Annotated in this window: 15 protein-coding genes and 1 tRNA gene; 8 read left to right on the forward strand and 8 right to left on the reverse strand. The window is 62.3% G+C overall.

Annotation, left to right across the window (positions count from 1 at the left end; all coding sequences use genetic code 11):
* Positions 1–56 precede the first annotated feature (56 nt).
* Positions 57–701, forward strand: coding sequence for a hypothetical protein (locus tag KEM63_RS00465; RefSeq protein WP_223653935.1), 645 nt, complete (start codon positions 57–59; stop codon positions 699–701).
* A gap of 25 nt (positions 702–726) precedes the next feature.
* On the opposite strand, the gene KEM63_RS00470 is transcribed toward KEM63_RS00465, so the two are convergent.
* On the reverse strand, positions 727–990 hold the full coding sequence (locus tag KEM63_RS00470; protein ID WP_223653937.1) for a YheV family putative zinc ribbon protein: 264 nt from the start codon (positions 988–990) through the stop codon (positions 727–729).
* Complete coding sequence (prlC, locus tag KEM63_RS00475; RefSeq protein WP_223653939.1) at positions 987–3029, reverse strand: oligopeptidase A; 2043 nt, start codon at positions 3027–3029, stop codon at positions 987–989. The genes KEM63_RS00470 and prlC overlap by 4 nt, the downstream gene beginning before the upstream one ends.
* Before the next feature lie 124 nt (positions 3030–3153).
* On the opposite strand from prlC, the gene KEM63_RS00480 reads away from it, so the two are divergent.
* Together KEM63_RS00480 and KEM63_RS00485 are read left to right on the forward strand one after the other, a co-directional pair.
* A complete protein-coding gene (locus KEM63_RS00480; RefSeq protein WP_223653941.1) occupies positions 3154–3705 on the forward strand; it encodes a gamma carbonic anhydrase family protein in 552 nt (183 codons plus the stop codon).
* A 142-nt stretch (positions 3706–3847) separates the two neighbouring features.
* Positions 3848–4873: an NADP-dependent oxidoreductase gene (locus KEM63_RS00485; protein ID WP_223653944.1), complete on the forward strand. Its 1026-nt coding sequence runs from the start codon at positions 3848–3850 to the stop codon at positions 4871–4873.
* 231 nt (positions 4874–5104) lie between these two features.
* Here the strand turns inward: KEM63_RS00485 and KEM63_RS00490 are convergent, their stop codons facing one another.
* The 4 genes from KEM63_RS00490 to KEM63_RS00505 form a co-directional block, all read right to left on the reverse strand.
* Positions 5105–6772: a long-chain fatty acid--CoA ligase gene (locus tag KEM63_RS00490; protein ID WP_223653946.1), complete on the reverse strand. Its 1668-nt coding sequence runs from the start codon at positions 6770–6772 to the stop codon at positions 5105–5107.
* Positions 6773–6894: 122 nt separating this feature from the next.
* Positions 6895–7590 carry a sensor histidine kinase gene (locus tag KEM63_RS00495; RefSeq protein ID WP_223653947.1) on the reverse strand — a complete coding sequence of 232 codons (696 nt, stop codon included), beginning with the start codon at positions 7588–7590 and terminating at the stop codon, positions 6895–6897.
* On the reverse strand, positions 7587–9191 hold the full coding sequence (locus tag KEM63_RS00500) for a tetratricopeptide repeat-containing response regulator (protein ID WP_223653950.1): 1605 nt from the start codon (positions 9189–9191) through the stop codon (positions 7587–7589). Before KEM63_RS00500 ends, KEM63_RS00495 begins: the two co-directional genes overlap by 4 nt.
* 176 nt (positions 9192–9367) lie before the next feature.
* Positions 9368–10762 (reverse strand): alpha/beta hydrolase domain-containing protein, encoded by a 1395-nt coding sequence (locus KEM63_RS00505; protein ID WP_223653952.1) that lies wholly within the window; start codon positions 10760–10762, stop codon positions 9368–9370.
* A 231-nt stretch (positions 10763–10993) separates the two neighbouring features.
* Between KEM63_RS00505 and KEM63_RS00510 the strand changes: the two genes are divergently transcribed.
* The 3 genes from KEM63_RS00510 to KEM63_RS00520 all read left to right on the forward strand — a co-directional run bounded on the left by KEM63_RS00510 (position 10994) and on the right by KEM63_RS00520 (position 18222).
* Positions 10994–12811: a glycosyl hydrolase family 79 C-terminal domain-containing protein gene (locus KEM63_RS00510; RefSeq protein WP_223653953.1), complete on the forward strand. Its 1818-nt coding sequence runs from the start codon at positions 10994–10996 to the stop codon at positions 12809–12811.
* 144 nt (positions 12812–12955) lie between these two features.
* A complete protein-coding gene (locus KEM63_RS00515; protein WP_223653955.1) occupies positions 12956–16729 on the forward strand; it encodes a PAS domain S-box protein in 3774 nt (1257 codons plus the stop codon).
* 188 nt (positions 16730–16917) lie between these two features.
* Positions 16918–18222: a DUF2254 domain-containing protein gene (locus KEM63_RS00520; RefSeq protein WP_223653957.1), complete on the forward strand. Its 1305-nt coding sequence runs from the start codon at positions 16918–16920 to the stop codon at positions 18220–18222.
* A gap of 616 nt (positions 18223–18838) precedes the next feature.
* Here KEM63_RS00520 and KEM63_RS00525 read toward each other — a convergent pair.
* Positions 18839–18915: transfer RNA gene (locus KEM63_RS00525), tRNA-Arg, on the reverse strand.
* A 208-nt stretch (positions 18916–19123) separates the two neighbouring features.
* On the opposite strand from KEM63_RS00525, the gene KEM63_RS00530 reads away from it, so the two are divergent.
* Positions 19124–19558, forward strand: a complete 435-nt coding sequence (locus tag KEM63_RS00530; RefSeq protein ID WP_223653959.1) for a c-type cytochrome — start codon at positions 19124–19126, stop codon at positions 19556–19558.
* A 61-nt stretch (positions 19559–19619) separates the two neighbouring features.
* On the opposite strand, the gene rep is transcribed toward KEM63_RS00530, so the two are convergent.
* Entirely contained in the window at positions 19620–21626 is a 2007-nt protein-coding gene (gene rep / locus KEM63_RS00535; RefSeq protein WP_223653961.1) for a DNA helicase Rep, read from the reverse strand.
* A gap of 189 nt (positions 21627–21815) precedes the next feature.
* Between rep and KEM63_RS00540 the strand changes: the two genes are divergently transcribed.
* Positions 21816–23486 (forward strand): putative bifunctional diguanylate cyclase/phosphodiesterase, encoded by a 1671-nt coding sequence (locus KEM63_RS00540; protein WP_223653963.1) that lies wholly within the window; start codon positions 21816–21818, stop codon positions 23484–23486.
* Positions 23487–23489 lie beyond the last annotated feature (3 nt).

Raw genomic sequence — 23489 nt, forward strand, 5'->3', positions numbered from 1 at the left:
GCTAGCTTCAGTCCGATTCGATAATCCTTCCCTGACGCCCTGTCCGAGAGTTGAGCATGAATATCAACGGTCTACGCGAACGTGTGCGCCTGGCTCAGGAACACGAGCAGAACGAGATTGCCCTGCGCGGCTGGCTGGGTCAGCGGCTACCGGAGCTGCACCAGTCGATTGTCGTCGAGGGTGATGGCGTAGAGACACTTTTCAACTTTATCCGCTGCTATATCGAGCATGTTCCGGATGTGATCGAGGCAGCGGAGTCCGTTGCGGAAACGGCCACCCTGCGCACGCAGCTGCTTCCCGTGCTGAAAGTAGCCGAAGCCTTCTTCCTGCACCCGCCGGACCTGCCGGCAGACCATCAGGGCATGCTCGCCCTGCTCGACGAAGCCTATCTGGCGCACCGGCTGGTTGAAGAGGTGAACGACCGCTATGTGGTCAACGGCGGTGAGCAGCTGATACCGATGGATATCACCCGGGCCAATCTGATCGTGCATCACCTGCTGGGCGAGCCGTTCGCCAATGAACTGGACGCGGCTGTCGATGACGCAGTGCGCGGACTGGTGCCCGACAGCCTGTTCAGCTCGCCGCCGTTTCGCGAATATCAGTCGCGCATCAATCCGGCCATGCGCCGCGAGTTGTGGCAGCAGTGGCCGTGCATGTCGCAAACGCTGGGTGTCGGTATCCGCTGGCGCGACGCAGTCTGACCTGACGCCGCGCCCGCGGGGGAGGTCAGGGTTTTTTCAAGCGTGGATTGGGGAAGAACTGTACCGTCTGGGATTTCGACGGTTGGACCGGCTTGGCCGCGGTCACCCGGGTGGGAATCTCCCGCGGTACGGAATTGCCGCGCACGTCCAGTGTGTCGGCGAAGCCGCAGGCGATGCACTCGCGATGCGGCACACCCTCCACTTCATACATCTTGATGGTGTCCATTGCGCTGCACGCCGGGCAAACCGCCCCGGCGATGAAGCGTTTGACGATCACGTCGTCGCTCATGCCGCTTCCCCGGTCAGACCGCTGTGGCGTAGCAGCGCGTCGATCGACGGCTCACGTCCGCGAAACGCGACGAACAGCTCCATGGGTTCGCGGCTGCCCCCCTTGCCAAGGATGTGCTCGCGAAACGCGCGTCCGGTCTCCGGATTCAATACGCCTTCTTCCTCGAACCGCGAGAAGGCGTCGGACGACAGCACCTCGGCCCACTTGTAGCTGTAATAACCTGCTGCATAGCCGCCGGCGAAGATATGTGCGAAGCCGTTCTGGAAACGGTTCGATGCCGGCGGACGGAGCACCGATACTTCATCGCGTACGGCATCGAGTACCTGCTGCACGCTGCGCCCGCCTCGGCCCTGCGCATGCAGCTCGAAGTCGAACAGGGAGAATTCCAGCTGGCGCAACATGCCGAGTCCGGACTGGAAGTTCCTGGCTGCGAGCATCTTCTCGAGCAGATCCTGCGGCAAGGCTTCCCCGGTCTCGTAATGGCCGGAGATCAGCGCCAGTCCTTCGGGTTCCCAGCACCAGTTCTCCATGAACTGGCTGGGCAGCTCGACGGCATCCCAGGCGACCCCGTTGATACCCGAGGCGGCAGAATAGTCGACCCGCGTGAGCAGGTGATGCAATCCGTGTCCGAATTCGTGGAACATGGTGGTGACTTCGTCATGGGTCAGCAGCGCCGGCTTACCGCCCACTGCGGGCGTGAAGTTGCAGACCAGATAGGCGACCGGCGTCTGTACCACACCACCGGGCAGGCGGCGACGGTCGCGAAAGCCGTCCATCCAGGCGCCGCCGCGCTTGTTGCTGCGCGCGTACAGGTCGAGGAAGAAACGGCCGATGACCTGACCCTCTTCGACCACCTCGAACAGACGGGCGTCCGGATGCCAGCGATCGAACTCGGCGACTTCGCGCATCTGCACGCCGTATAGCCGTTCAGCCACGGCAAACATGCCGTCGAGCACGCGGTTGATCGGAAAATAGGGACGCAGCGCTTCCTGGGAGATGGCGTAACGATGCTGACGCAGCTTCTCGCTGTAGTAACCGACATCCCAGGTTTGCAGTGCATCGCAACCGTGTTCGGCAGCGAATTCGCGCAGGGACTGCAGATCTGCCTCGGCAAAGGGTTTGCTGCGTGACGCCAGATCGCGCAGGAAGCCCAGGACCTGGTCGGTGCTTTCGGCCATCTTGGTAGCCAGGGACAGCTCGGCGAAGCTGGCGTAGCCGAGCAGCTCGGCCAGTTCCAGACGCAGCGCGAGAATCTCGTCTATCAGCGGGCCGTTGTCGAACTCGCCGGCGTTCGGACCCTGATCCGACGCGCGAGTCGAATAGGCGGTGTACAGCTCCTGGCGCAGGGCGCGATCATCGGCGTAGGTCATTACCGCGTAGTAGCTGGGAAACTCCAGGGTAATCAGCCAGCCGTCGAGCCCCTTGGCTTCGGCCGCCTGGCGCGCCTGATCGAGTGCCGATTCCGGCAGCCCCGCCAGGACGCTCCGGTCGGTGATATGTCTGGTCCAGGCCTGGGTTGCATCCATCACCTGGTTGGAGAATTTGCTCTGCAGCTCCGACAGACGCATCTGCAACTCGCCGTAGCGCTTTTGCTGCGCCGGCGGCAGCGCGATACCGGACAGGCGGAAGTCGCGCAGCGCCTTGTTGATGATCATCTGCTGGGTGCCGTCCAGCTCGGCGAAGCGGTCGCTTTCCGCGAGCTGGGTATAGGCTTCGAACAGCGCCTGGTTCTGTCCCAGCTCGGTGAAATATTCACTCAACATCGGCAGACAACTGTTGTACGCATCGCGCAGCTCCGGCGTGTTCACCACCGAATTCATATGGCCGACCGGCGACCAGGCGCGTGACAGTCTTTCGCCGGTTTCATCCAGCGGCTCCATCAGATCTTCCCAGGTCCATTCCGTCGGCGAGGTGGCGAGCAGCGCGTGAATCTGCGCACGGTTGTCCGCCAGGATCTGCTCGATGGCCGGCTTGACGTGTTCGGCGCGGATCGCGCTGAACGGCGGCAGGTCATAGTCTTGCAGCAGCGGGTTCGACATGGTGTACGGTATCCTGATTCGTAGTAACGGGTTTCACGTGCCATCTTATTGAATACGGCTGGGTTTGGCACGGCCACTGGATTTATTCAATCGGACTCAGAGTTTCGTTAAATGAGGTGCAGGCATGCATATTCGGTCTTTCGCTGACAAGACGCCGCAATTGGGTCGGGCCGTATTCGTCGATCCGTCGGCGGTGGTGCTGGGTGATGTGGTACTCGGCGACGATTGTTCGGTATGGCCCGGAGCAGTCATTCGCGGCGACATGCACCGCATACGCATCGGCAACCGAACCAGCGTCCAGGACGCAAGCGTGCTGCATATCACCCACGCCGGACCCTACAATCCGGACGGTTTTCCGTTGCTCATCGGTGATGATGTGACTATCGGCCACAAGGTTTTGTTGCATGGGTGCACCCTGGGAAGCCGGATTCTGGTCGGGATGGGCAGCATCGTCATGGATGGAGCGGTCATCGAGGACGAGGTGATACTGGGTGCCGGCAGTCTGGTTCCGGCCAGCAAGACGCTGGAATCGGGCTATCTTTATATGGGCAGTCCGGCGCGTCAGGTTCGTCCGCTGACCGACCGGGAACGCTCCTTTTTCACCTATACCGCCGGCAATTACGTTCGTCTGAAGGACCAGCACCTGCAGCAGGCCTGGGCCGGCGGCGGAACCTAGCCAGCGTTTCGCCCGGCCTGCTGCCGGATGATCAGGGGCATGAATAGTCCCGCTCCGGCTCTGGAAACCGCGCGGCGCTGGTTTACCATCGACGCATACGGGGCCGCCCCGTTCCGTTCACCAACCAAACCGCGAGGGAAACATGTCTGCCTATACCAACCGCAAGGTCGTTCTCAACCAGCGCCCACAGGGCGAAATCCAGGATGGCGATCTCGTCCTGAAGGAAGAGCCGGTACGTGACATCAGAGATGGCGAGGTGCTGGTTCAGACTTTGTGGCTGTCGCTGGACCCCTACATGCGTCCACGCATGAACGACAGCAAGGGTTACATGGATCCCATCGGCATCGGTGAGCCGATTGTCGGTGAGAGCGTCGGTCGGGTCATCGAATCCAAGTCGGACAAGTATCAGGTTGGCGACATCGTCACCTGCTATTCCGGATGGCAGGAATACTGCACCTTCCCTGGCGACGCGCCGATGGTCTACAAGGTCGATGCCGGCAATGTTCCGCTGCAGGCGTACCTGGGCGTGGCGGGCATGCCCGGCCGTACCGGTTACTGTGGTCTGATGTACGTCGGCAAGCCCAAGGCCGGCGAAACCGTGGTGGTGTCCGCTGCCTCCGGCCCGGTAGGTACCGTGGTTGGCCAGACCGCCAAGCAACAGGGCTGCCGGGTCGTGGGCGTTGCGGGTGGCCCGGACAAGTGCCGTTTTGTGGTGGAAGAGCTGGGCTTTGACGCCTGTGTCGACTACAAGGCCGGCAACCTTGAGGCTGACCTTAAGGCTGCCTGTCCGGACGGCATCGATGTGTACTTCGAAAACGTCGGCGGCGAGGTGACTCGCGCGGTGGCCAAGCTGCTGAACAAGGGCTCCCGTGTGCCGATCTGTGGTTATGTTTCGGCCTACAATGCCGAAGACGCGAGCAAGGTCGAGACCCCTTTCCACGTGTTTGGCGCCATGGGCGAGAACAAGCCCGAGCATCGCTTCTTCCTGGTCACCGAATGGCAGGACAAGCATCAGGAAATCACCAGGCTGCTTGCCGACCAGGTGGCATCGGGCAAGCTCAAGTATCGCGAGACCGTGGCCGAAGGGTTGGATAACGCAGTAGAGGCATTCAAGGGCATGCTCAAGGGCAAGAACTTCGGCAAGCAGTTGGTGCACATCGCCGACTGAGCCGATGCGCTCCTGCGGGCGGGACGCTCGTGTTACCCCGTAGGAGCGCACCTGTGCGCGATAGCTGAGTCAGACCGCCAGCCTGTTGCGGCCAGCTCGGCGCGACATAGTGGGACCATGCAGTCTCCATCGCGTCATGCCCGTTCCTTGCCAAGCCCGGCTCCGGTCCGGGTTGTGAAGGCGCGCACCTCGGTACGCAAGCGGGGTCCGATTCGGACCCCGCAGCCTTGATCAATCCCGGCCTGCCTTGGCCCACTCCTCTTCCTGCAACGCGCGCCACATGATCTTGCCGGTGGGCGACTTGGGCAGGGCGTCGACGAATTCCACCAGCTTCGGGCATTTGTACGCCGACATATTGGCCTGGCACCAGGAGAGAATGTCCTCGGCGGTAACCTGATCGTGGCCGGCCTTGCGCACGATGACCGCTTTGGCCGTTTCGCCACGGCGCTGATCCGGAGCGGAAATGATGCAGACCTCCTGTACCGCCGGGTGGCCGTACAGCAGCGACTCGACTTCCGCAGGCCATACCTTGAAACCGGAGGCGTTGATCATCCGCTTGACCCGGTCGACCAGGAAAAAATACCCCTCCTCGTCATAGTGACCGATGTCACCGGAGCGAAAGAAGCGTTTCCCGTTCAACTCGATGAACGCTTCGGCAGTCGCCTCGTCGCGGCGCCAATAGCCCTGAAATACCTGTTCCCCGTGCAGCACGATCTCGCCGGTTTCGCCCGGGCCGACTTCCTTGAGCGAGTCCACGTCGATTACCCGGGCGTCCACGCCGATGATCGGGATGCCCAGGCATTGGGGTTTGGCGCGACCCGGTGGGTTCATGTGAGTGGCGCTGATGGTTTCCGACAGGCCATAGCCTTCGGCGTACTGCAGACCCATCTGCTGCTCGAGCTTGGCTGCGATGGCCGCTGGCATGGGCGCTCCGCCACCACCTATGGCCTGCAGGCTGGACAGGTCGTACTGATCGATGGTCGGCTCGGAGAGCAGATCGACCACCATCGTCGAGATATTGCGCCAGCTGCTGATCTGGAAGTCCTGGATCAGCTGGGCGGCGGTGCGGCGATCCCAGCGGGTCATGATGACCTGCGTGCCACCGATGTAGATCAGGCTGTTCATGCACACCTGCATGCCGGTGACATGAAACATCGGCACCGAGACGAGCGCCCGGCTGGAATGCTGGGCGTTGCCCCATACAGAGCAGTACACGGTGGTAGCCATGACGCTGTGGTGGGTATGTACACAGCCCTTCGGGTTCCCCGTGGTGCCGGAGCTGTAAGGGATCACGCACAGATCGTCGGGTCCGGCGGTGAGCGGGCCGGGTGCATGCCCCGCGGCGATCGCCTTCTGCCAGCTGGTAATACCTGCGGCCTCCGGAATCCGGCCCGGCAGGCGCACGGCATCGGGCAGCTCGAGCTCGGTCGGCTCGCTGACGTAGTCGGAATAGGCGGTCGCGACGACCTCTCGCAGCGATCCCTGGCCGATCAGCCCGTCGAAGTTATCCAGTAGCTCCAACCCGGACAGCGCCAGCTCCGCCTCGGTGTCGCTGATCAGGTATTCCAGTTCTGCCTTGCGGTTCATCGGGTTGACCGGTACCACCACCGCATTGGCGCGCAATATGGCGTAGAAACCGATCACGAATTGCGGACTGTTCTGCATGTACAGCAGCACGCGGCCACCGCGCTTGACGCCGGCCTGCTGCAGATAGCCTGCCAGTGCCTCGGCCTGCCTTTCCAGTTCACGGTACGACAGCGACGTGCCGTAATAGATGATCGCCGGGTGGTCTGGGTAGCGCAGGGCGGAGATGGTGAGGTTGCTGTACAGACTGGTCTGGGGCAATTCGAGAAAATGCGGTACCTGGTCAGGCCAGACCTGGTAGTGACGATCGAACATGGCATGTCTCCGGTTACGGCGCGGTCTTGTTCTGGCGAACCGAAGAGGCTAGCGGCCCAGCCTGGCGCTGCAAACGGATAACAGCATCAGTGTTGATGAGTCATAAGCCCAGGCGGGGTTATTCAGGGCAGCCAGATACGAAACTCGCCGCCGCCCAGGCGACTGTCGTTGGTCAGTTCGATATGGCCGCTGATGCCGTTGCGCTGGTGCAGGCGGGCGATGCGCTCGCCGAAATACAGCCCCAGGCCCGTGCTGCCCGTACTCATGTCGATGCCCAGCACGTAATCGGACTGTTTCTCGATCATCGCCGGCGGGTACCCCTGACCATCGTCGCTGATGGCGATGCATAGCTGCTCACCGTCCATGACCGCTTCCAGATGAATCGCCGATCGCGTGTAACGGATCGAGTTGTTGATCACGTTGGCCACGACCGAGCCGACCAGCTCCGGATCGAAGTAGCCCATCATGCCGTCGACTTCCACCTCGTAGCTGCCTTCTATGTGCCGCGCGCGCAGAATATCGTCATGCCGGGCCAGCTGCGACTCGAGGAAATCTTCTACATCCAGCCAGGTCGGTCGCAGAGGCAGCTGATTCACCCCCAGCTTGTAGAGTCCGAGCATCTGTACCAGCATGCCGTTGAGGCGCAGGGACTCATATTCGATGATGCCGTGTTCGCGGGTGTCACTGAGCTCCGGGGGCATCTGCTCGATCGATGCAGTGTATGCCTGCATCAGCAACGCCAGCGAGTTCTTCATGTCATGCACGGTCGAGGCAATGACCGTGGAAAAGTCCAGAGCAGGATCCGGCTGATCGCTCATAGGGATTCCACCGAGCGCAGCAACTTCTGGTAGCGTTCGAAGCGATGATCGCTCGCAGGCATGCTGCGCACCTGGTCCAGGCAGCGCAGGCATTCGGCCTTGAGTTCGGGGTCGCGATTGCTGGCCAGCAGACGCAAAAGCGACTGCGCGGTATTCAGCGCAAAGCTGATGTTGCGTGGCTGGCTTGCCAGCGCCTTGCGGAAGGAGTCCAGCGCCTCGGGGAACTGCTTCTGTTGATACTGCCGAATGCCCTCGCGATTGAGCTTCTGCGCATCGACCCCCGCATTGAGTATGGCGCTGTTGTCGGTCTGTTCGGCAATACCGGCCATGACCTTCGGATCATCGCCATACATTTCGGCACAGGTGGCCAGCACGTCTTCGGCGCGATCGGCCTGACCGAGTTCGCGCAACTGGCTGGCGACGGCGAGCGCAACGTCTGCCGGGAAGAAGGTGCTCATTTCGCCCATCCGCTGTGCCGCCTGCTCTGCCAGTCGTCTGGCTTCGTCAGGCTTGCCGGCCTTGGTCATGGTGCGTGCCTGAACCAGATTTGAACGCACCCCGAGCGCAGGATCGTCGCGCCAGGTCTTGTCCAGCTCGCCGAGAGTCTGGCGGATTTCCACCAGAGCCCGCGGGTTCAGACTCCCTTCCCCTGCCTGGTCGGTCAGACTGGCGGCAAGGTTCAGGTGATTCTCGGGATCGCGGAAGGCCGAGTTCTTGCCCAGGTCGACCGCCTGGCGGAATGCCCGCACGGCGCGGTCATGATCCTGATTCTGCAGGGCCAGCTTGCCGAGCTCGGCCTGGCGCCGCAGCGTGTTGGGCGAAATCTTCACGCCCTGTTCGACGTACTGTTGCGCCTTGCGCGTATCACCTTCGGCCGCAGCTACCGCCGCGAGCCCGTCGTAGAGTGCGGGCAGCATGGGAAACAGCTCGATCCCCCGCTGATACAGCGCCCGGGCCTTGTCCAGCTGGCCGGTGGTGCGGTAGTGCGTCGCCAGGGCGACCAGCGCCCAGGGCATCGGGCGGTCATCTACCAGCTTGCTCAGCAGGTTCTCCAGCTCGGCGTGCTGACCCAGCTCGCGCAGCGCGTCGGCGAGGAAGCGCTGACATTGAGGCGCATAGCGCGGATGACTGGCCATGATCTCGGCGCTGGCACGCGCGACCCCCCGGTGATCGGATTTGGCCAGGGCGTCCAGGATCGGTTTCAGTGCCGCCTTGCGCTCCACCAGCTTGTCCAGACGCTGCTGCAGGCTGGCGCGGGTGAAGGGTTTGGTCAGGTAGGCGTCCGGCTCCGTTTCCAAAGCCGCCATGACCATTGCCTGGCTACTTTCGGCGGTGACCATGACGAAGATGCAATGCGGACTCAGCAGCTTGGCGTGATGCAGCTCTTCAAGGACCTGCTGGCCGTTCTTGCCTTCGCCGAGGTTGTAGTCATGCAGGATGATGTCGTAGCTGTTGCGCCGACACTGGGCCAGCGCTTCGTCACCATTTGCAGCGGTATCGACATTCTGCACCGCCAGTTGACGGAGCATGCCGGTGACCGAGGAGCGGAAGTCGGAGAAGTCGTCGACGACCAGAAAACGTTTCTTGCTGTAGTCGATCATTCAGTAACTCATCAGATCCAGTGGGTGCGCAGGCGCTTGCCTGCAGTGTAGCCGATGCGCCCATCCTGGACTGAAAGCATAGTGCCACTATAGCAGCAACCCGGGCGGCCGGGTCCAGCCCGGTCGTCCGAGAAAATGCGAGCATCCCTGCTCCGGTCGATGCTGCCATCATCGTCCTATCTACGCTTTTTGCCTACGTCCGACTGCGCCGCGCTGCGGAGATTGTTGCGGGCGTCCTCCCTCAGCAGGTACCCGGCGCGCACATTGTCCGCGTCGGAGCGGCGCACGGCGGTCACGTAACGGCCGTGGTTGCCGTACAGCTCGGACAAGGCCTGGTCATCCAGCGGCTCGTAGCTGCCGAACAGAAAGCAGAACGACTCCCCGGCGTTGCTCCCCGTATTGATTGCAACGGGCGCTTCGACCTGCGACAACTGGATGCCACCCTGGGCCAGGCCCAGCTCGTTGCGCACCTTGACGGTGCCGTCGAATTCCAGATACGGCGCGGAGGGTGGAGCCTCGCCGTCGATCCAGTCGACCATGTGGTCATGGGCGGCGGCGATGACATGGTGCAGAGGCACTCGGCTGAACGGCTCTACCAGACAGTTGTACTGCGGCGCACCATCGGGCAGATCCCGCTCGGACAGGGGCCTGCGATAGCGCTGGCCTTCGTAGCCCGAGTGTGCCGAGCCGGCGACTTCCCAGCGGCGATAGATCTCGCTGTCCGGACGCCGCCCCGCCGGGGTACGCACGTCAGTTTCGGAGAGGATGTGGAACGCCGGCTCGTCGCCCGCTCGGGACGGCGCCTGGCCGACGATGAACTCGTAGCCGTCGAACACCGGGTTGTCGATCTGCGGCAGGATGCGGTCGTAGTAGACGGTCATGCGTCCGGCCGACTGCGACGCGCCGATGGCGATGATCTTGTCTACCGACAAGCCACCCATGGGATCCGCTCCGTCAGGGTTGCGCACTGCTTCGGCAGCCTGAGCGAAGATCTCGTAGGAAAGTTCATCGGTCATCCAGTCACCGTCCGCCGTGACATCCAGCGCGCCATAGCGGGTCGGGCTCCAGCCGCGAAGCTGGTTCACACCAACGCGCTGTGCCGAAACGCCGATCCAGGTGTAGCCGGCGCGGGTAATCTGCTCGGTCTGCCACAGAGCATCAAGGTCGTAACCTGCCGTCACATTCTGCCACTCCATGAGCACGACCCCATTGGAACGCGCTTCGGCCGTTGGCCGGCGAACCACGATACGGGTGCGATAGGGAACATCCTCGGCGAGCAGCGAACCGTCTGTCGCGTAGGCATCGGCTTCACCGGTGAGGTAGAACTCTTCTTCGACGTAACCCCGCTGGGCGAGATTTTCGTAGGTAGCAAAGAACGGGTAGGTGTCGGCCAGGTTCGCTGAAGTGCGGTCGCCCGGAGGAGTTCCGGGTATCGGGCCTTCGAGCTCTGGCGCGGCCAGCACCGTGGCCGAACAGCTCAGTCCCAGGGTAAGCAGGGCGGCTCTGATGCAGGCTGAAGACGTAAAGCGAGACGAGGCGGCGGGTGCCGACTGCGAGTGACAGTAACGCATGGGCGTTCTCCAAATCTGTTGTTGTTATGAGACTGACCGGGCGGTCAGACTCATTGAGGAGTAGTCGGCCGTTTCGTTTCGGTCAAGGTCGCTGGTCGTGCCCGAACAACTGATGGCCCCCTGCCTGTCTGCAGGACGTAGGCGCGAGGCCTCTGCGCTGGGCAAATCGGGATAGTGAGCTAGGCTAGGAAAGGTTTTACGCCACCTTTTGGCCACTATTGGAGAACACACATGCATCGCGTGATCGCCAGACAGCGTCGGAGCGCGTCTATAGCCGGCGATACCCCCCAGCTGATGCGCTGGCTGGGGCTTGTCATGATCAGTCTCGCCCTGCTGGGTTGTGCCAGCAGCCCGAAACAGGCTGATAACGACGCTGAGGTCATCCGCCGGTTCGTAGCCGAACCGGCGGCCATTACCGCGGGCCAGACCACGACGCTCAGCTGGGAGGTCGCTGGCGCCCGGGAAGTCTCGCTGGGCGGCGCGCCCGCTCAGCCGGGCTGGTCCCAGACCACCGTCTCGCCGATCCGCACCACCAGCTACCGATTGACCGCGGTCACCGCCTCGGGCCAGACGGTGAGCCGGGAGGTGACCGTCAACGTCGAGGACGGGCCGATTCTCGCCAAGGTGGTACTGGATGCTGCCGCCAGCGGGCCGGTTCTGCCGAGTGGATTTCTCGGTTTGTCTCATACGGCCGCCCAGGCGCAGCTACTGATGGGCGAGCCCTCGATTGGGGTCAACCGTGTCTACCGACAATTGCTGGCCAATCTCACCCGGGACAGCGCCGGCCCACTCAATCTGCGCATCGCCAGTCCGGGAGGCGGCAAGGCTCGAGTGCCTGATCGTTCGCTTACCACTGCCCTGGCAAGCCTGCATCGGGACATGAGTGGTAACGGCGATGGCGTGCGGTACACCCTCGGGCTGGACATGCAGCAGGGAGTCCCCGGCCTTGCGCGCATGCAGGCTCAGGCCTACCTGCAAGCGCTTGCGCCCGAGGCAATCCATGCATTCGAGATTGGTAGCCGGCCAGACCTGTACGTGCAACAGGGTCATCGTGCTGCCGATTATGATTTTGCTGAATATCTGGCCGAGTACCAGTTGTACGCAGCTCAGCTGAAGGAAGTGGCCGGTCCTCGCGCAGTCACCCTGGCTCCCGCTACCGTTGCAGGTGACGAACGCTTCATTGCGCCTGCTCAACTTGAGCGGCTGTTGATGGGCGCGTTCGATGTGGTCGGCGAGGTTGGTCAATACCCTGCAACGGGAGAGCGCAACGCCTGTGAGCCGCACGCCTTGCTGCAGTCGGATGTGAGCACTGCCGTGCTCGGTCAGCTGCAAACCTATCTGAAAGTTGCTCGGCGGGCGGCCAAGCCCTACAGACTGGTCGGGCTGAGCAGCGACATCTGCGCAGCGGACGCCGTTGGTGGCGACAGCTTCGCGTCAGCGTTGTGGCTGGCGGATGCGCTGTTCGAGCTGGCTTACGCCGGGGTGACCGCAGTCAATGTGCAGAGTGACCTGTGGGCTGCCGATGGTGGCTGGGACCGGCAGGCGCTGGTGCACATGGCGATCCCGGCACAGCAGCACAGGGTAGCCGAAGCGCGGGCGGTGCCGCCGGGGGAAGACGCCTTCAGCGCCGACTACCAGCTCAGGCGCGCCCTGCCGCAATACTACGCCATGCTCTTCTTTGCCGAGGCCACGGCCGGTCAGGCCGAACTGTTGCCGGTGGCGCTGGCCAGTGACGCCAATGTCAAGGCATGGGCGACCCGCGACCGGGACACCGGTCGCATCACGGTGGCCCTGATCAACAAGGACAGGGAGGCGTTCGGCCGGGTCCGCCTGGACATGCCCGGCTACACCCGCGGCGAAGTGAAACGCCTGGCGGCTCCCTCGCTCGAGGCGCGCGATCAGGTGCGCTTCGGCGGGCAGACCTTTGACGGCAGCGCAGACGCTGTGCCGGTAGGGGTCGAGCAGCGTGAGCGGGTGACGATGGACGACGGTGTCTTCGAGGTGGCCCTGGCTGCAGGGAGCGCGATGCTGTTGCGCCTGGAGCGCTAATCGTTCGGGCCGGGGGACGCGTGGACGGGTGAAAGGAACCATGTGTGGATCGCCTACTCACACGGGTTATCAACGTTCCTGTGATCCTCGACCATGTCCACCGACAGACCTACGCAAATCCGCTCCAGCAGGGATGAGTCAGCAGTGCCTCAGGCCCCGGACGGCCAGGCTCTGCTGACTGCCATCGTCAACAGCGCCCAGGACTTCGCCATCATTGCCACGGACCTCGACGGGCTCATCACCTACTGGAGCGTCGGGGCAGCCCAACTGCTTGGCTGGTCGGAAAGCGAGGCCATTGGTCTGCCGAGCAGAGTGTTCTTCACCCCGGAGGACCGGGAGGCGGGACGCCCGCAGGTCGAGATGGAACTGGCCCTGTGTGACGGACGGGCCGCCGATGAGCGCTGGCACCAGCGCCGCGACGGTTCGCAGTTCTGGGGGCAGGGCCAGACGCAGCCGCTCATGGCCGGTGGGGGCGCCACGATCGGCTTTCTGAAGATTCTGCGTGACCGGACCGAGCAGTATTTGACTCAGCAGCTGGCGCTCATGCATGACATGCCCGAAGCCGGCCCGGATAGCGCTACAGATCAGCCAGCGCGGGGTGCGCCCCTGGTCCTGGACCTTCACGGCCGCATCAAATACATGAGTGAGGCGTGCAAGCGGGTCGTCGGGGTCAGCGAGGTATCTGAGCATGTCGACCAGCTCTGGTCGGAGTGGTGGAGCGAGCCCGAACGTCAGGAGCTGCAGCACGCGGTCGAGCGGGCAAGCCAGGGATGCAGGGGTCATTTCGAAGGCCTGATCAACCGTGCCGAGGGTGGACCGTGCTGGTGGGAGGTGCAGCTGCTGCCGAGTCTGAATGCCAGCGGTGAGCCGGAGCGAATCATAGCCCTGGTGCAGGACGTCACCTACGATCGTCTGGCCCTCGGCGAGCGGCGTCGCCAACCGCGCACGCACGCCAGTGTCGAGTCGATCGATTCGGTCGCCTGGATCGCCCAGGCAAACGGTGAGATCGCTTCCGGCCAGCCCGGCTGGGAGGCCCTGACCGGTCAGACGTTCGAGCAATATCAGGGCCTCGGCTGGATCAGCGCGATCCATCCAGCCGACCTCGACCAGTGGCAGCGCGCCCGACGCTCCGCTGCCGCGGAACGACGCGCCTTTCGTATCGAATGCCGCATTCGCCGGCGGGACGACTCCTGGAGCCTGTTCTCCGTCAGCGCGACGCCCCAGCTGGATGAAAACCAGACCATCTGCGCATGGATCATCGCGCTGCATGATCTGTCTGCTCACCGAGCCATTCGCGATGCACTGAGCCTGGAAACGCGGCGCCTGAGTATTATCAATCGCGTCGGCGCCCGCCTGGCGGCCGAGCTCGACCTCGACCGGCTGGTTCAGGAGGCGACCGATGCCGGCGTGGCGCTGACCGCGGCGCAGTTCGGTTCGTTCTTCTACAACGTCGTCGATGATCAGGGTGAAAGCTATATGCTGTATGCCCTGTCCGGCGCGGCGCGTGAAGCGTTTGCGCATTTTCCCATGCCGCGCAACACCAGCGTGTTCAGCGCTACCTTTCAGGGGCTGGGGGTCCTGCGCTCGGACGATATCACCTTGGACCCGCGTTACGGGCGCAACGCCCCCCATCGAGGCATGCCCGAAGGACACCTACCGGTGCGCAGTTACCTGGCGGTACCGGTGGTTTCCCGGTCCGGCGAGGTGCTCGGCGGTATGCTGTTCGGCCACGAGCTGGCGGGCATCTTCACCGAAGAGCATGAGCAACTGCTGGTAGGCATCGCCGGACAGGCAGCCATAGCCATCGACAACGCGCGGCTGTTTCGCTCCGCCCAGGCCGAGGTGGATCAGCGGCGTCAGGCCGAGCGGCTCATGCATCTGCACAATGAGCGGCTACGGCTGCTGTCCGCTGCCATTGAACGGATGCCCTCGGCGTTGTCTCTCGACGCGTTGATGCGGGTCATCTCGGACGCCGCCGAGCAGATCGCCGGTGCCGACGGCAAGGCGCTCGTGCTGCGTGAAGGCGACCAGTCGCGCTACGTTCACAGCAGCGAATCGCGGTGGCGGGGTCGGAGCTTTGCGTTGGATGCATGCGTGTCGGGTCTGGCCATGCGCGAGCGGCAGACCGTGGTCGTGGCTGACGTGCATGACGATCCTCGGGTGCAGAGCGAGTTGTACCGGAGTACCTCGGTACGCAGCCTGATCATGGTGCCGATTCTAGCCCACGGTGAAGCCATCGCCGCCATAGGGCTGTTCTGGTCCGACACGCATGTCAGTGATGCCGACGAAGTTGCAACCCTGGAAGCCATGGCGCGCGCTGCTGGCAGCGTGTTCAAACGTCTCGAGGCCGAGCAGGCGCTGCGTGAACTCAACGAAACGCTGGAAAGCAAGGTAGCCGAGCGTACTGCCGATCGAGATCGCATGTGGCGGCTGTCCACCGATGTGATGATGGTGGCGCGCTTCGATGGCACCATGACCGCGCTGAACCCGGCATGGGAGCGGGTGCTCGGCTGGAGCGAAGCTGAACTGGCTGGTCGCTCCTTCCTGTCCCTCGTCCATCCCGATGATCTGGCGGTGACGCGAGACGAGGTCGCCCGCCTTGCAGCCGATGAGACTACCTGGCGATTCGAGAATCGCTACGCGCACAAGGACGGCAGCCACCGCTGGATGTCCTGGACCGCGGTACCCGCAGACGGTCTGATTCAGGCCGTGGCGCGGGATATCACCGAGGAGAAGGCGCGCAGCGAAGCCTTGCGCCAGACCGAAGAGGCGCTGCGCCAGGCACAGAAAATGGAGGCCGTGGGCCAGCTTACGGGTGGCATCGCTCATGATTTCAACAATCTGCTTACCGGTATCATCGGCTCGCTGGACATGATGCAGGTACGCATGACGCAAGGCCGCTTCGATACCCTGGAGCGCTATCTGCGTGCCGCCCTGGGGTCGGCCAACCGGGCCGGGACCCTCACTCACAGACTGCTGGCATTCGCGCGTCGGCAACCATTGGCGCCCAAGCCTGTCGATGCGGGCAAGCTGGTCATGTCGATGGAGGAGCTGTTGCGACGCACCCTGGGCGAGTCGGTGGATCTGGAGCTGATCATGGCCGGTGGACTGTGGCATGCGCTCTGCGACCCGCACCAACTGGAAAGCGCCATCCTCAACCTGGCGATCAATGCCCGCGATGCCATGCCGGGCGGCGGCAAGCTGGTAATAGAGACCTGCAATACCCATCTGGACCGAGCCTATGTGGCACGCTTCCCGTCACTCAAGCCGGGGCAATACATCTGTGTTGCGGTCACCGACACCGGTACCGGCATGACGCCCGAGGTCGTCGAGCGGGCGTTCGAGCCGTTCTTCACGACCAAGCCTGCGGGCCAGGGCACCGGTCTCGGATTGTCGATGATCTACGGTTTCGCGCAGCAGTCGGAGGGACACGCGCGGATCTATTCCGAGGTCGGACAGGGCTCCACGGTCAAGCTTTATCTGCCGCGTACCGAGGGTGAATCCGAGCTTGCGACAGACGCAGCCAGCCTGGGCGATGCCTATCGCAGCCTGGAGGGCGAGACGGTTCTTGTGGTTGAGGATGAGCCTGTCGTCCAAGCCCTCGTTGTCGAAGTGCTGTCCGACCTCGGCTACCGCACCCTGCAGGCGGCAGACGGGGCGGCCGGCCTCGCCGTCATGCATAGCGGTCAGGCAATCGATCTGTTGATCACCGACATGGGATTGCCGGGACTCAACGGCCGCGAGTTGGCTGAGCGGGCACGCGAGCTGAGACCGGAACTCAAGGTGCTGTTCATCACCGGCTATGCAGAGAATGCAACGCAGGCCAGCGGCTTCCTGGAACCCGGGTCGGATATGCTCACCAAGCCCTTCTCGATCGAAGCGTTTGCCCAGCGTGTGCGCGAGGTGACGGACCGTTGAAGATCGATGATGCTGTTAGGTGGATGCTTCTATTTATCGCGACGAAGCGATGATCTGCCTGAATCCTGAGCATCCGTCTTCACTCGCATCCTGGCGACACCGCCAGCGCGAGGGCTGAGGAATGGACCGAAGCCGGGCGGCTTTGCCGGGTACCAACACGATCAGCCGGTTGCCGGCCGGGGTGCCATTTGAACATTTCCAACGTGTGGTTTCGCGCCTTCAGGCGCCTGAGCGACAGCATTGCTTTTTACCCCAGCCTTGTTTCGGCAGGTTTCGTCCTGTTGGCGCTGTTGACGCTGGAGCTTGAAAGCACTGCGGCGTATGCGCCTATAAGGGAGATGCTCCCGGCCGGACTTTCCGACCCGGACAACGCGCGGGCCATTCTCAGCACGCTGACCACCGGAATTCTATCGCTGGCAGTGTTCAGTTTCTCCATGGTCATGGTGGTACTCAACGGAGCAGCCTCAAGGCTCTCACCCCGGGTGCTACCAGGTCTGATCAGGGATTCGCGCAACCGGGTCATTCTCGGTGCCTACCTGGGGAGCACTCTGTTTTTTCTGGTACAGCTGGCCCACATCGATGCCGGTACACCGCCCAGTGTGCCTTCGCTTGGGGTGCTGCTCTCGCTGGGCGCTGGCGCCCTGTGCATGGCCCTGTTCGTTGTCTTCATCAGCTCCGTGTCGCAGTCGATTCGAGTCGACTGGGTCGTCGACAATCTGTTTTCGGCCGCCAGGGCTGAATTGGCAGAACGCAAGCGCCTGGTTGAACACAGCGCGAGCCCGCCTGACGACAGCGACTGGTGGACGCTACGCATGCGCGCGTCAGGCTATCTGCGTGAGATCAATGAAGAGCAGCTCGGCAAGCTGCTGGCTGCTCGCAATCTCGTCGCCAGGCTGCAAGTCGAGCCTGGTTTTTTTCTGGTCGAGGGTCATCCATTGATTCGATTGAGCGATGCGCTGTCTGATACCGAGGCGACCCTGATGCTCGATTGCTTCGACTTCGGCACGGATGAGTTCGCTAGTTCGAATGCGGCCTATGGATTGCGCCAGCTTAGCGAGATTGCGGTGAAGGCGATCAGCCCGGCGATCAACGATCCGGGGACGGCGATGCGGATCATCAATATCATCGGGGTGCTGCTCGCGGAATTGATGAACCTGCCCGCGTTCCGCCCCGGCTGCTTTGATGGGGCAAAGGCGCGCCTGTACTACCGAGAGCTGACCATGCGGGAAATATTGTTCGCCGTCCTCGGGCCGATCCGAACCTATGGCTCGCATGACCCGCAGGTTGTCATCGCCGTACTGCAATGCCTGAAGAACGTATTGCATTGCAAGGGAACGCAGCATCAGCTTGAAATCGTGGAAGATGAGATTGAGGCCATGCGTGACGCAGCCGCGGCGAACATCGAGGGTGTGCTGGATCGAAAGATCATCAACGAGGCGATCGACCGATTGAACTCGCTGGAGTCGACGCGGCGGCGGGTTTCCTTGTTGTAGGTGTGCAAAGTCGTTGCGCTGGGGGTACGGCCATTCGACAGGATTGGCTGCGAATCGCTTTGGCGATTCTTGGGGCTATGCCCCGTCGCCGCGTTGCGGCTCCGCCCAAATCGCTGCGCGATTTGTCGAACGACAGGTTCGGGTGGGAATGTTGTGTTGTCGAGGAGACCACTCGACAGGATTGGCTGCGAATCGCCTGGCGATTCTTGGGGCTATGCCCCGTCGCCGCGTTGCGGCTCCGCCCAAATCGCTGCGCGATTTGTCGAACGACAGGTTCGGGTGGGAATGTTGTGTTGTCGAGGAGACCACTCGACAGGATTGGCTGCGAATCGCCTTGGCGATTCTTGGGGCTGCGCCCCGTCGCCGCGTTGCGGCTCCGCCCAAATCGCTGCGCGATTTGTCGAACGACAAGTATGGGTGGGGATGTTGTGTTGTCGAGGAGACCATTCGACAGGATTGGCTGCGAATCGCCTTGGCGATTCTTGGGGCTGCGCCCCGTCGCCGCGTTGCGGCTCCGCCCAAATCGCTACGCGATTTGTCGAACAACAGGTTCGAATCTGCCGTCGGAAGCTGACCAAATGAAAAAGCCCAGCATTGCTGGGCTTTTTCATTTGGTTGGCGCACCCGACAGGATTCGAACCTGTGACCCCTGCCTTCGGAGGGCAGTACTCTATCCAGCTGAGCTACGGGTGCGTTGCAGGGGCGCAATAATACGCATTGTGTTGCAGAACGTCCATGCCCTCGGGCGGGTAAAAGCGGCTGGGCTGCGGCGATTGGCCGCTCTGCGGCCCTTCGCGAGGCGTGGCTATTTTGTCGCCTGTGGGTTTACCGGTATACTCGCGCACAGTGTCAGGGCATCGTACCCAGGCTGCTAACGATAGCGATGATGAGGATGTATAAGGTGACGACTGTGAAGAAACTACTGGCTGCCTCTGCGGCCTTGCTTGCTCTGGCTGCCGGCAGTGCTTTCGCGGCCACCGATGAAGCCATTGCCGAGCGTCTGAAGCCCTATGGTGACGTTTGCTATGTCGGCCAGCCGTGTGCCGAGGAAGCTGGTCCGAGCACTGCAGGCGCTTCCGGCGGCGGCGCGCGCTCCGGTGAAGAGGTGTACGGCAAGTTCTGCACGGCCTGTCATGGTGGCGGTGTACTGGGCGCACCCAAGACGGGTGACAGTGCCGCATGGGAAAGCCGGCTGGCCAATCATAATGGAAGCCTGGATGAGCTGACTCAATCGGCCATCACCGGCATCGGCGCAATGCCTCCAAAAGGTACCTGTGCCGACTGTTCGGACGAAGAAATCAAGCTGGCCATCCAGCACATGTCCGGTCTGGAATAACGTTCCCGCCGTGAAAAAGCCACCTTCGGGTGGCTTTTTTGTGGGCGCAGCAAATGCCTGATCAGCTTTTGAGCATGCTGCGGATGTCCGCCAGGGCATTCCGCCCGCGGGCCTGCTTCTGCTCGATCGGCGCATCTTCGGTTCCTTCCCATTCCAGGTCTTCCCTGGGTAGCTCATCCAGGAAGCGGCTGGGCAGGCAGTCGATGACCTCGCCGAACTGTCGGCGACGCGCAGCAAAGGTGAAGGTCAGGTTTCGCTTGGCCCGGGTGATGCCGACGTAGGCCAGGCGCCGCTCTTCTTCCACACTGTCCGCTTCGATGCTGGAGCGGTGCGGGAGTATTTCTTCTTCCATTCCCATGATGTAGACGTGGGGATATTCCAGGCCCTTCGAGGCGTGGAGTGTCATCAGCTGCACCCGGTCGTTGTCTTCCTCCTCTTCGTGGCGCTCGAGCATGTCGCGCAGCACCAGTCTGGAAATGGCATCTTCGATATCGGTCTCGCCGGTTTCGTCGCGCTCGATGGTGGTTTTCAGGGCGTCGAGTAGAAACCAGACATTGCCCATCCGCTTGGCAGCGATCTCGTCACTCGAGCAGTTCTGCCGAATCCAGTTCTCGTAGTCCAGATCCAGCACCATGTCACGCAGTACGCCGATCGGCTCTTCCTTCTGGCACCGGGTGCGGATGCCGTCTAGCCAACTCTGGAACCGCTGCAATCGCTCCAGGTAACGAGGCTCCAGATGCTCGGCCAGACCCATCTCGGCGCAGGCCTGAAACAGGCTGACCTGCCGGTCAGTCGCGTAGTTGCCCAGTTTCTCAAGCGTGGCCGGCCCGATCTCGCGCCTTGGCACGTTGATCACGCGCAACAGCGCATTGTCGTCATCGGGATTGACCAGCAGCCGGAAGTACGCCATCAGGTCCTTTACTTCCTGCCGGCTGAAGAAGCTGGTCCCGCCGGAAAGGTGGTACGGAATCTGGTGATGCTGCAGCTTCAGTTCAATCAGTTGGGACTGGTGATTGCCGCGATACAGTATGGCGATGTCGCGCCAGGCGAGCTTGTGCTTGAGATGCAGGGTCTGAATGTCGCCGGCGACCCGTTCGGCCTCGGCTTCCTCGTTACGGCAACGCACCACGCGAATCGGGTCGCCGTAGCCGAGTTCGCTCCAGAGCTGCTTGTCGAACACGTGTGGATTGTTGGCGATCAGCGTGTTGGCGGCTCGGAGGATCCGGCTGGTCGAGCGGTAGTTCTGCTCGAGCATCACCACCTTGAGCGAGGGAAAATCCTCCTTGAGCTGGGCCAGATTTTCCGGTCTTGCGCCGCGCCAGGCATAGATCGACTGGTCGTCGTCACCCACAACGGTGAAGCGGGACTGGTTGCCGACCAGCATCTTCACCAGCAGGTATTGGCTGGCATTGGTGTCCTGGTATTCGTCGACCAGCATGTAGCGGATGCGAAACTGCCACTTTTCCAGAACGTCGGGGTGCTCGCGGAACAGCACCACCGGGATCAGGATCAGGTCGTCGAAGTCGACGGCGTTGTAGGCCTTCAGCGTGCGATTGTAGTGCGTGTACACACTGGCGGCGGTTTGCTCGGCGGGGCTTTTAGCCTGCGCGAGGGCCTCTTCGGGTGTGATCAGGTCGTTCTTCCACGCAGAAATCTGGGACTGGATGCCCTCGGCACCGTCATCGGCACCGTAATCCCGGTGCATCAGATCGGTGATGAGTGCCGAGGCGTCCTGCTGGTCGAAGATCGAGAACCCCGGCTTGTAGCCGAGCCGCTTGTGCTCCTTGCGGATGATGTTCAAGCCCAGATTGTGGAATGTCGAAACGGTCAGACCCCGGGCATCGCTACCCTTGAGCAACTGACCCACGCGTTCCTTCATTTCGCGAGCGGCCTTGTTGGTGAAGGTCACCGCGACGATGTATTGCGCCTTGATCCCGCATTCGCGCACCAGGTAGGCGATCTTGCGGGTGATCACACTGGTCTTGCCGCTGCCGGCACCGGCAAGCACCAGCAGCGGACCGCTGATGTAGCGGACGGCTTCCTGTTGTCTTGGGTTGAGAGTGGACACCGACTCGTCTCCTGCGTTGGCCGGGCATTCTAACAGTCCAAACGACCCTCGACAGCGAGCCGGTCGAACGATAGTCTAGGGATGTATCTTTATTTTTCGAACAAGCTACTTTATAAAGCTTGCGTATATATCTAATTTCGCGAAGTTTTTAATGGATCCGTGGGGGATCGTTTGTCTGCTGACCGTCCGATGCAGCGTATTGTCTTGCTCGATAGCGAGCCAGGTGCTCACCTGCTGCTGTGTCGTCGGCTTTCGGCTATCAAGGCATCCCCCTTCGAATTGATCCTCTGCGACGACTGGCAGCAGGTGCAGCCGATGATCGCCCAGGGGTCGATCAGTGCGGTGCTGGCGCGCAAGTCGTATCTCGACCCTCCGCCCGACTGCAGTGCTCCGCTGATCTGTCTCGCCGCCGAACCCGATTTCAACCCGTTGCCCTCCAGTATCGCCGACAGCATATGGGATCAGGCCAGTGCCAGCGAGCTGGTCCGATGCCTGAACTACGCGATCGAGCGCCACGCCCTGCGTACCGCTCTCGACCACGCTGCCAGCTATGATCCGCTGACCGGCACCTGCAATCGTCAGATGCTCCACGATCGGCTCAAGCAGGGTATGCGGCGCGCGCTGCGTACCAATCAGCCCTTGGCCGTACTGTTCATCGATCTGGACAATTTTCGCCACGTCAACGACACGCTCGGCCACGGGGCTGGCGATGCGATCATCTGCGAGGTGGTTTCCCGTCTGCGCGGCGTGCTGCGCAACACCGATACCATCGGCCGCATGGGCAGTGACGAGTTCGGCGTGATCGTTGAAGACTTCAACAGCCCGGGGAACCTGCTCCAGGTGGCGCAGAAGATCACCAATGAGCTGGCTGAACCCTTCTTTGTCGAGCAGGAAAGTCTGCTGCTCGGCTGCAGCATCGGCATTGCCACCTATCCCGAGGGCGGCCAGACGGTCGACAGTCTGATGCTGCATGCCAACATGGCGATGCAGCAGGCCAAGGCGCACCGCGGCTGCAATTTTCATTTTTACGATGACCGCATCAACCTGCAGGCCAGCAGCCTGATCGAATTCGAAGGCTCGCTGCGTCAGGCCCTGCGGCGCAACCAGTTCGAGTTGCACTACCAGCCGCGGGTGGATTTGCGTAGCGGCAGGATCGTCGGGCTCGAGGGTCTGATCCGCTGGCGCCACCCGGAGCGTGGTCTGCTCGGTCCCAACGAGTTCATTCCGCTGGCCGAGGAAACCGGCCTCATCGTCCCGATGGGCTACTGGGTCATCGCCCGCGCCTGCCACGATCTGACCCAGCTGCGCCGGCGTCGGCTGAACAATATTCACGTGGCCGTGAACATGTCCTTCCGACAGTTTCAGGACAGCCAGCTGCTGCCCACGGTCAAGCGCCTGCTCGACAAGACCGGCATCGATCCGCATCTGCTGGAGTTCGAGTTGACCGAGACAGCGGTCATGCAGCACCCGGAGCAGGTTCAGGCAACCATGACCGGCATGACCGGACTCGGCGTGCGGTTTTCGCTGGATGACTTCGGCACCGGCTTCTCGTCCTTCGTACACCTGCATCGGCTGCCGATCAATCTGCTCAAGCTCGACCGCAGCTTCGTCAAGGGCATCGCCCACCGCGATGGTGACCGGCAGCTGGTCAGCGCCATGATCGACATGGGTCACAGCCTGGGACTCGAAGTGGTGGCCGAGGGTGTCGAGCACCGCCAGCAGCTGGAGCTGCTGAAGGTGCTGGGATGTGATCAGGTACAGGGTTTCTTCATCAGCCCGGCGCTGGCCTTTGAAGAGCTGTGCTATTTCCTCGACGCCTACAGCATGGGGCGCGACGATGTCCGGGCCAACGACCCCTGAGTC

The organism is Halopseudomonas nanhaiensis (assembly GCF_020025155.1).
In the GTDB taxonomy this organism is placed as follows: domain Bacteria; phylum Pseudomonadota; class Gammaproteobacteria; order Pseudomonadales; family Pseudomonadaceae; genus Halopseudomonas; species Halopseudomonas nanhaiensis.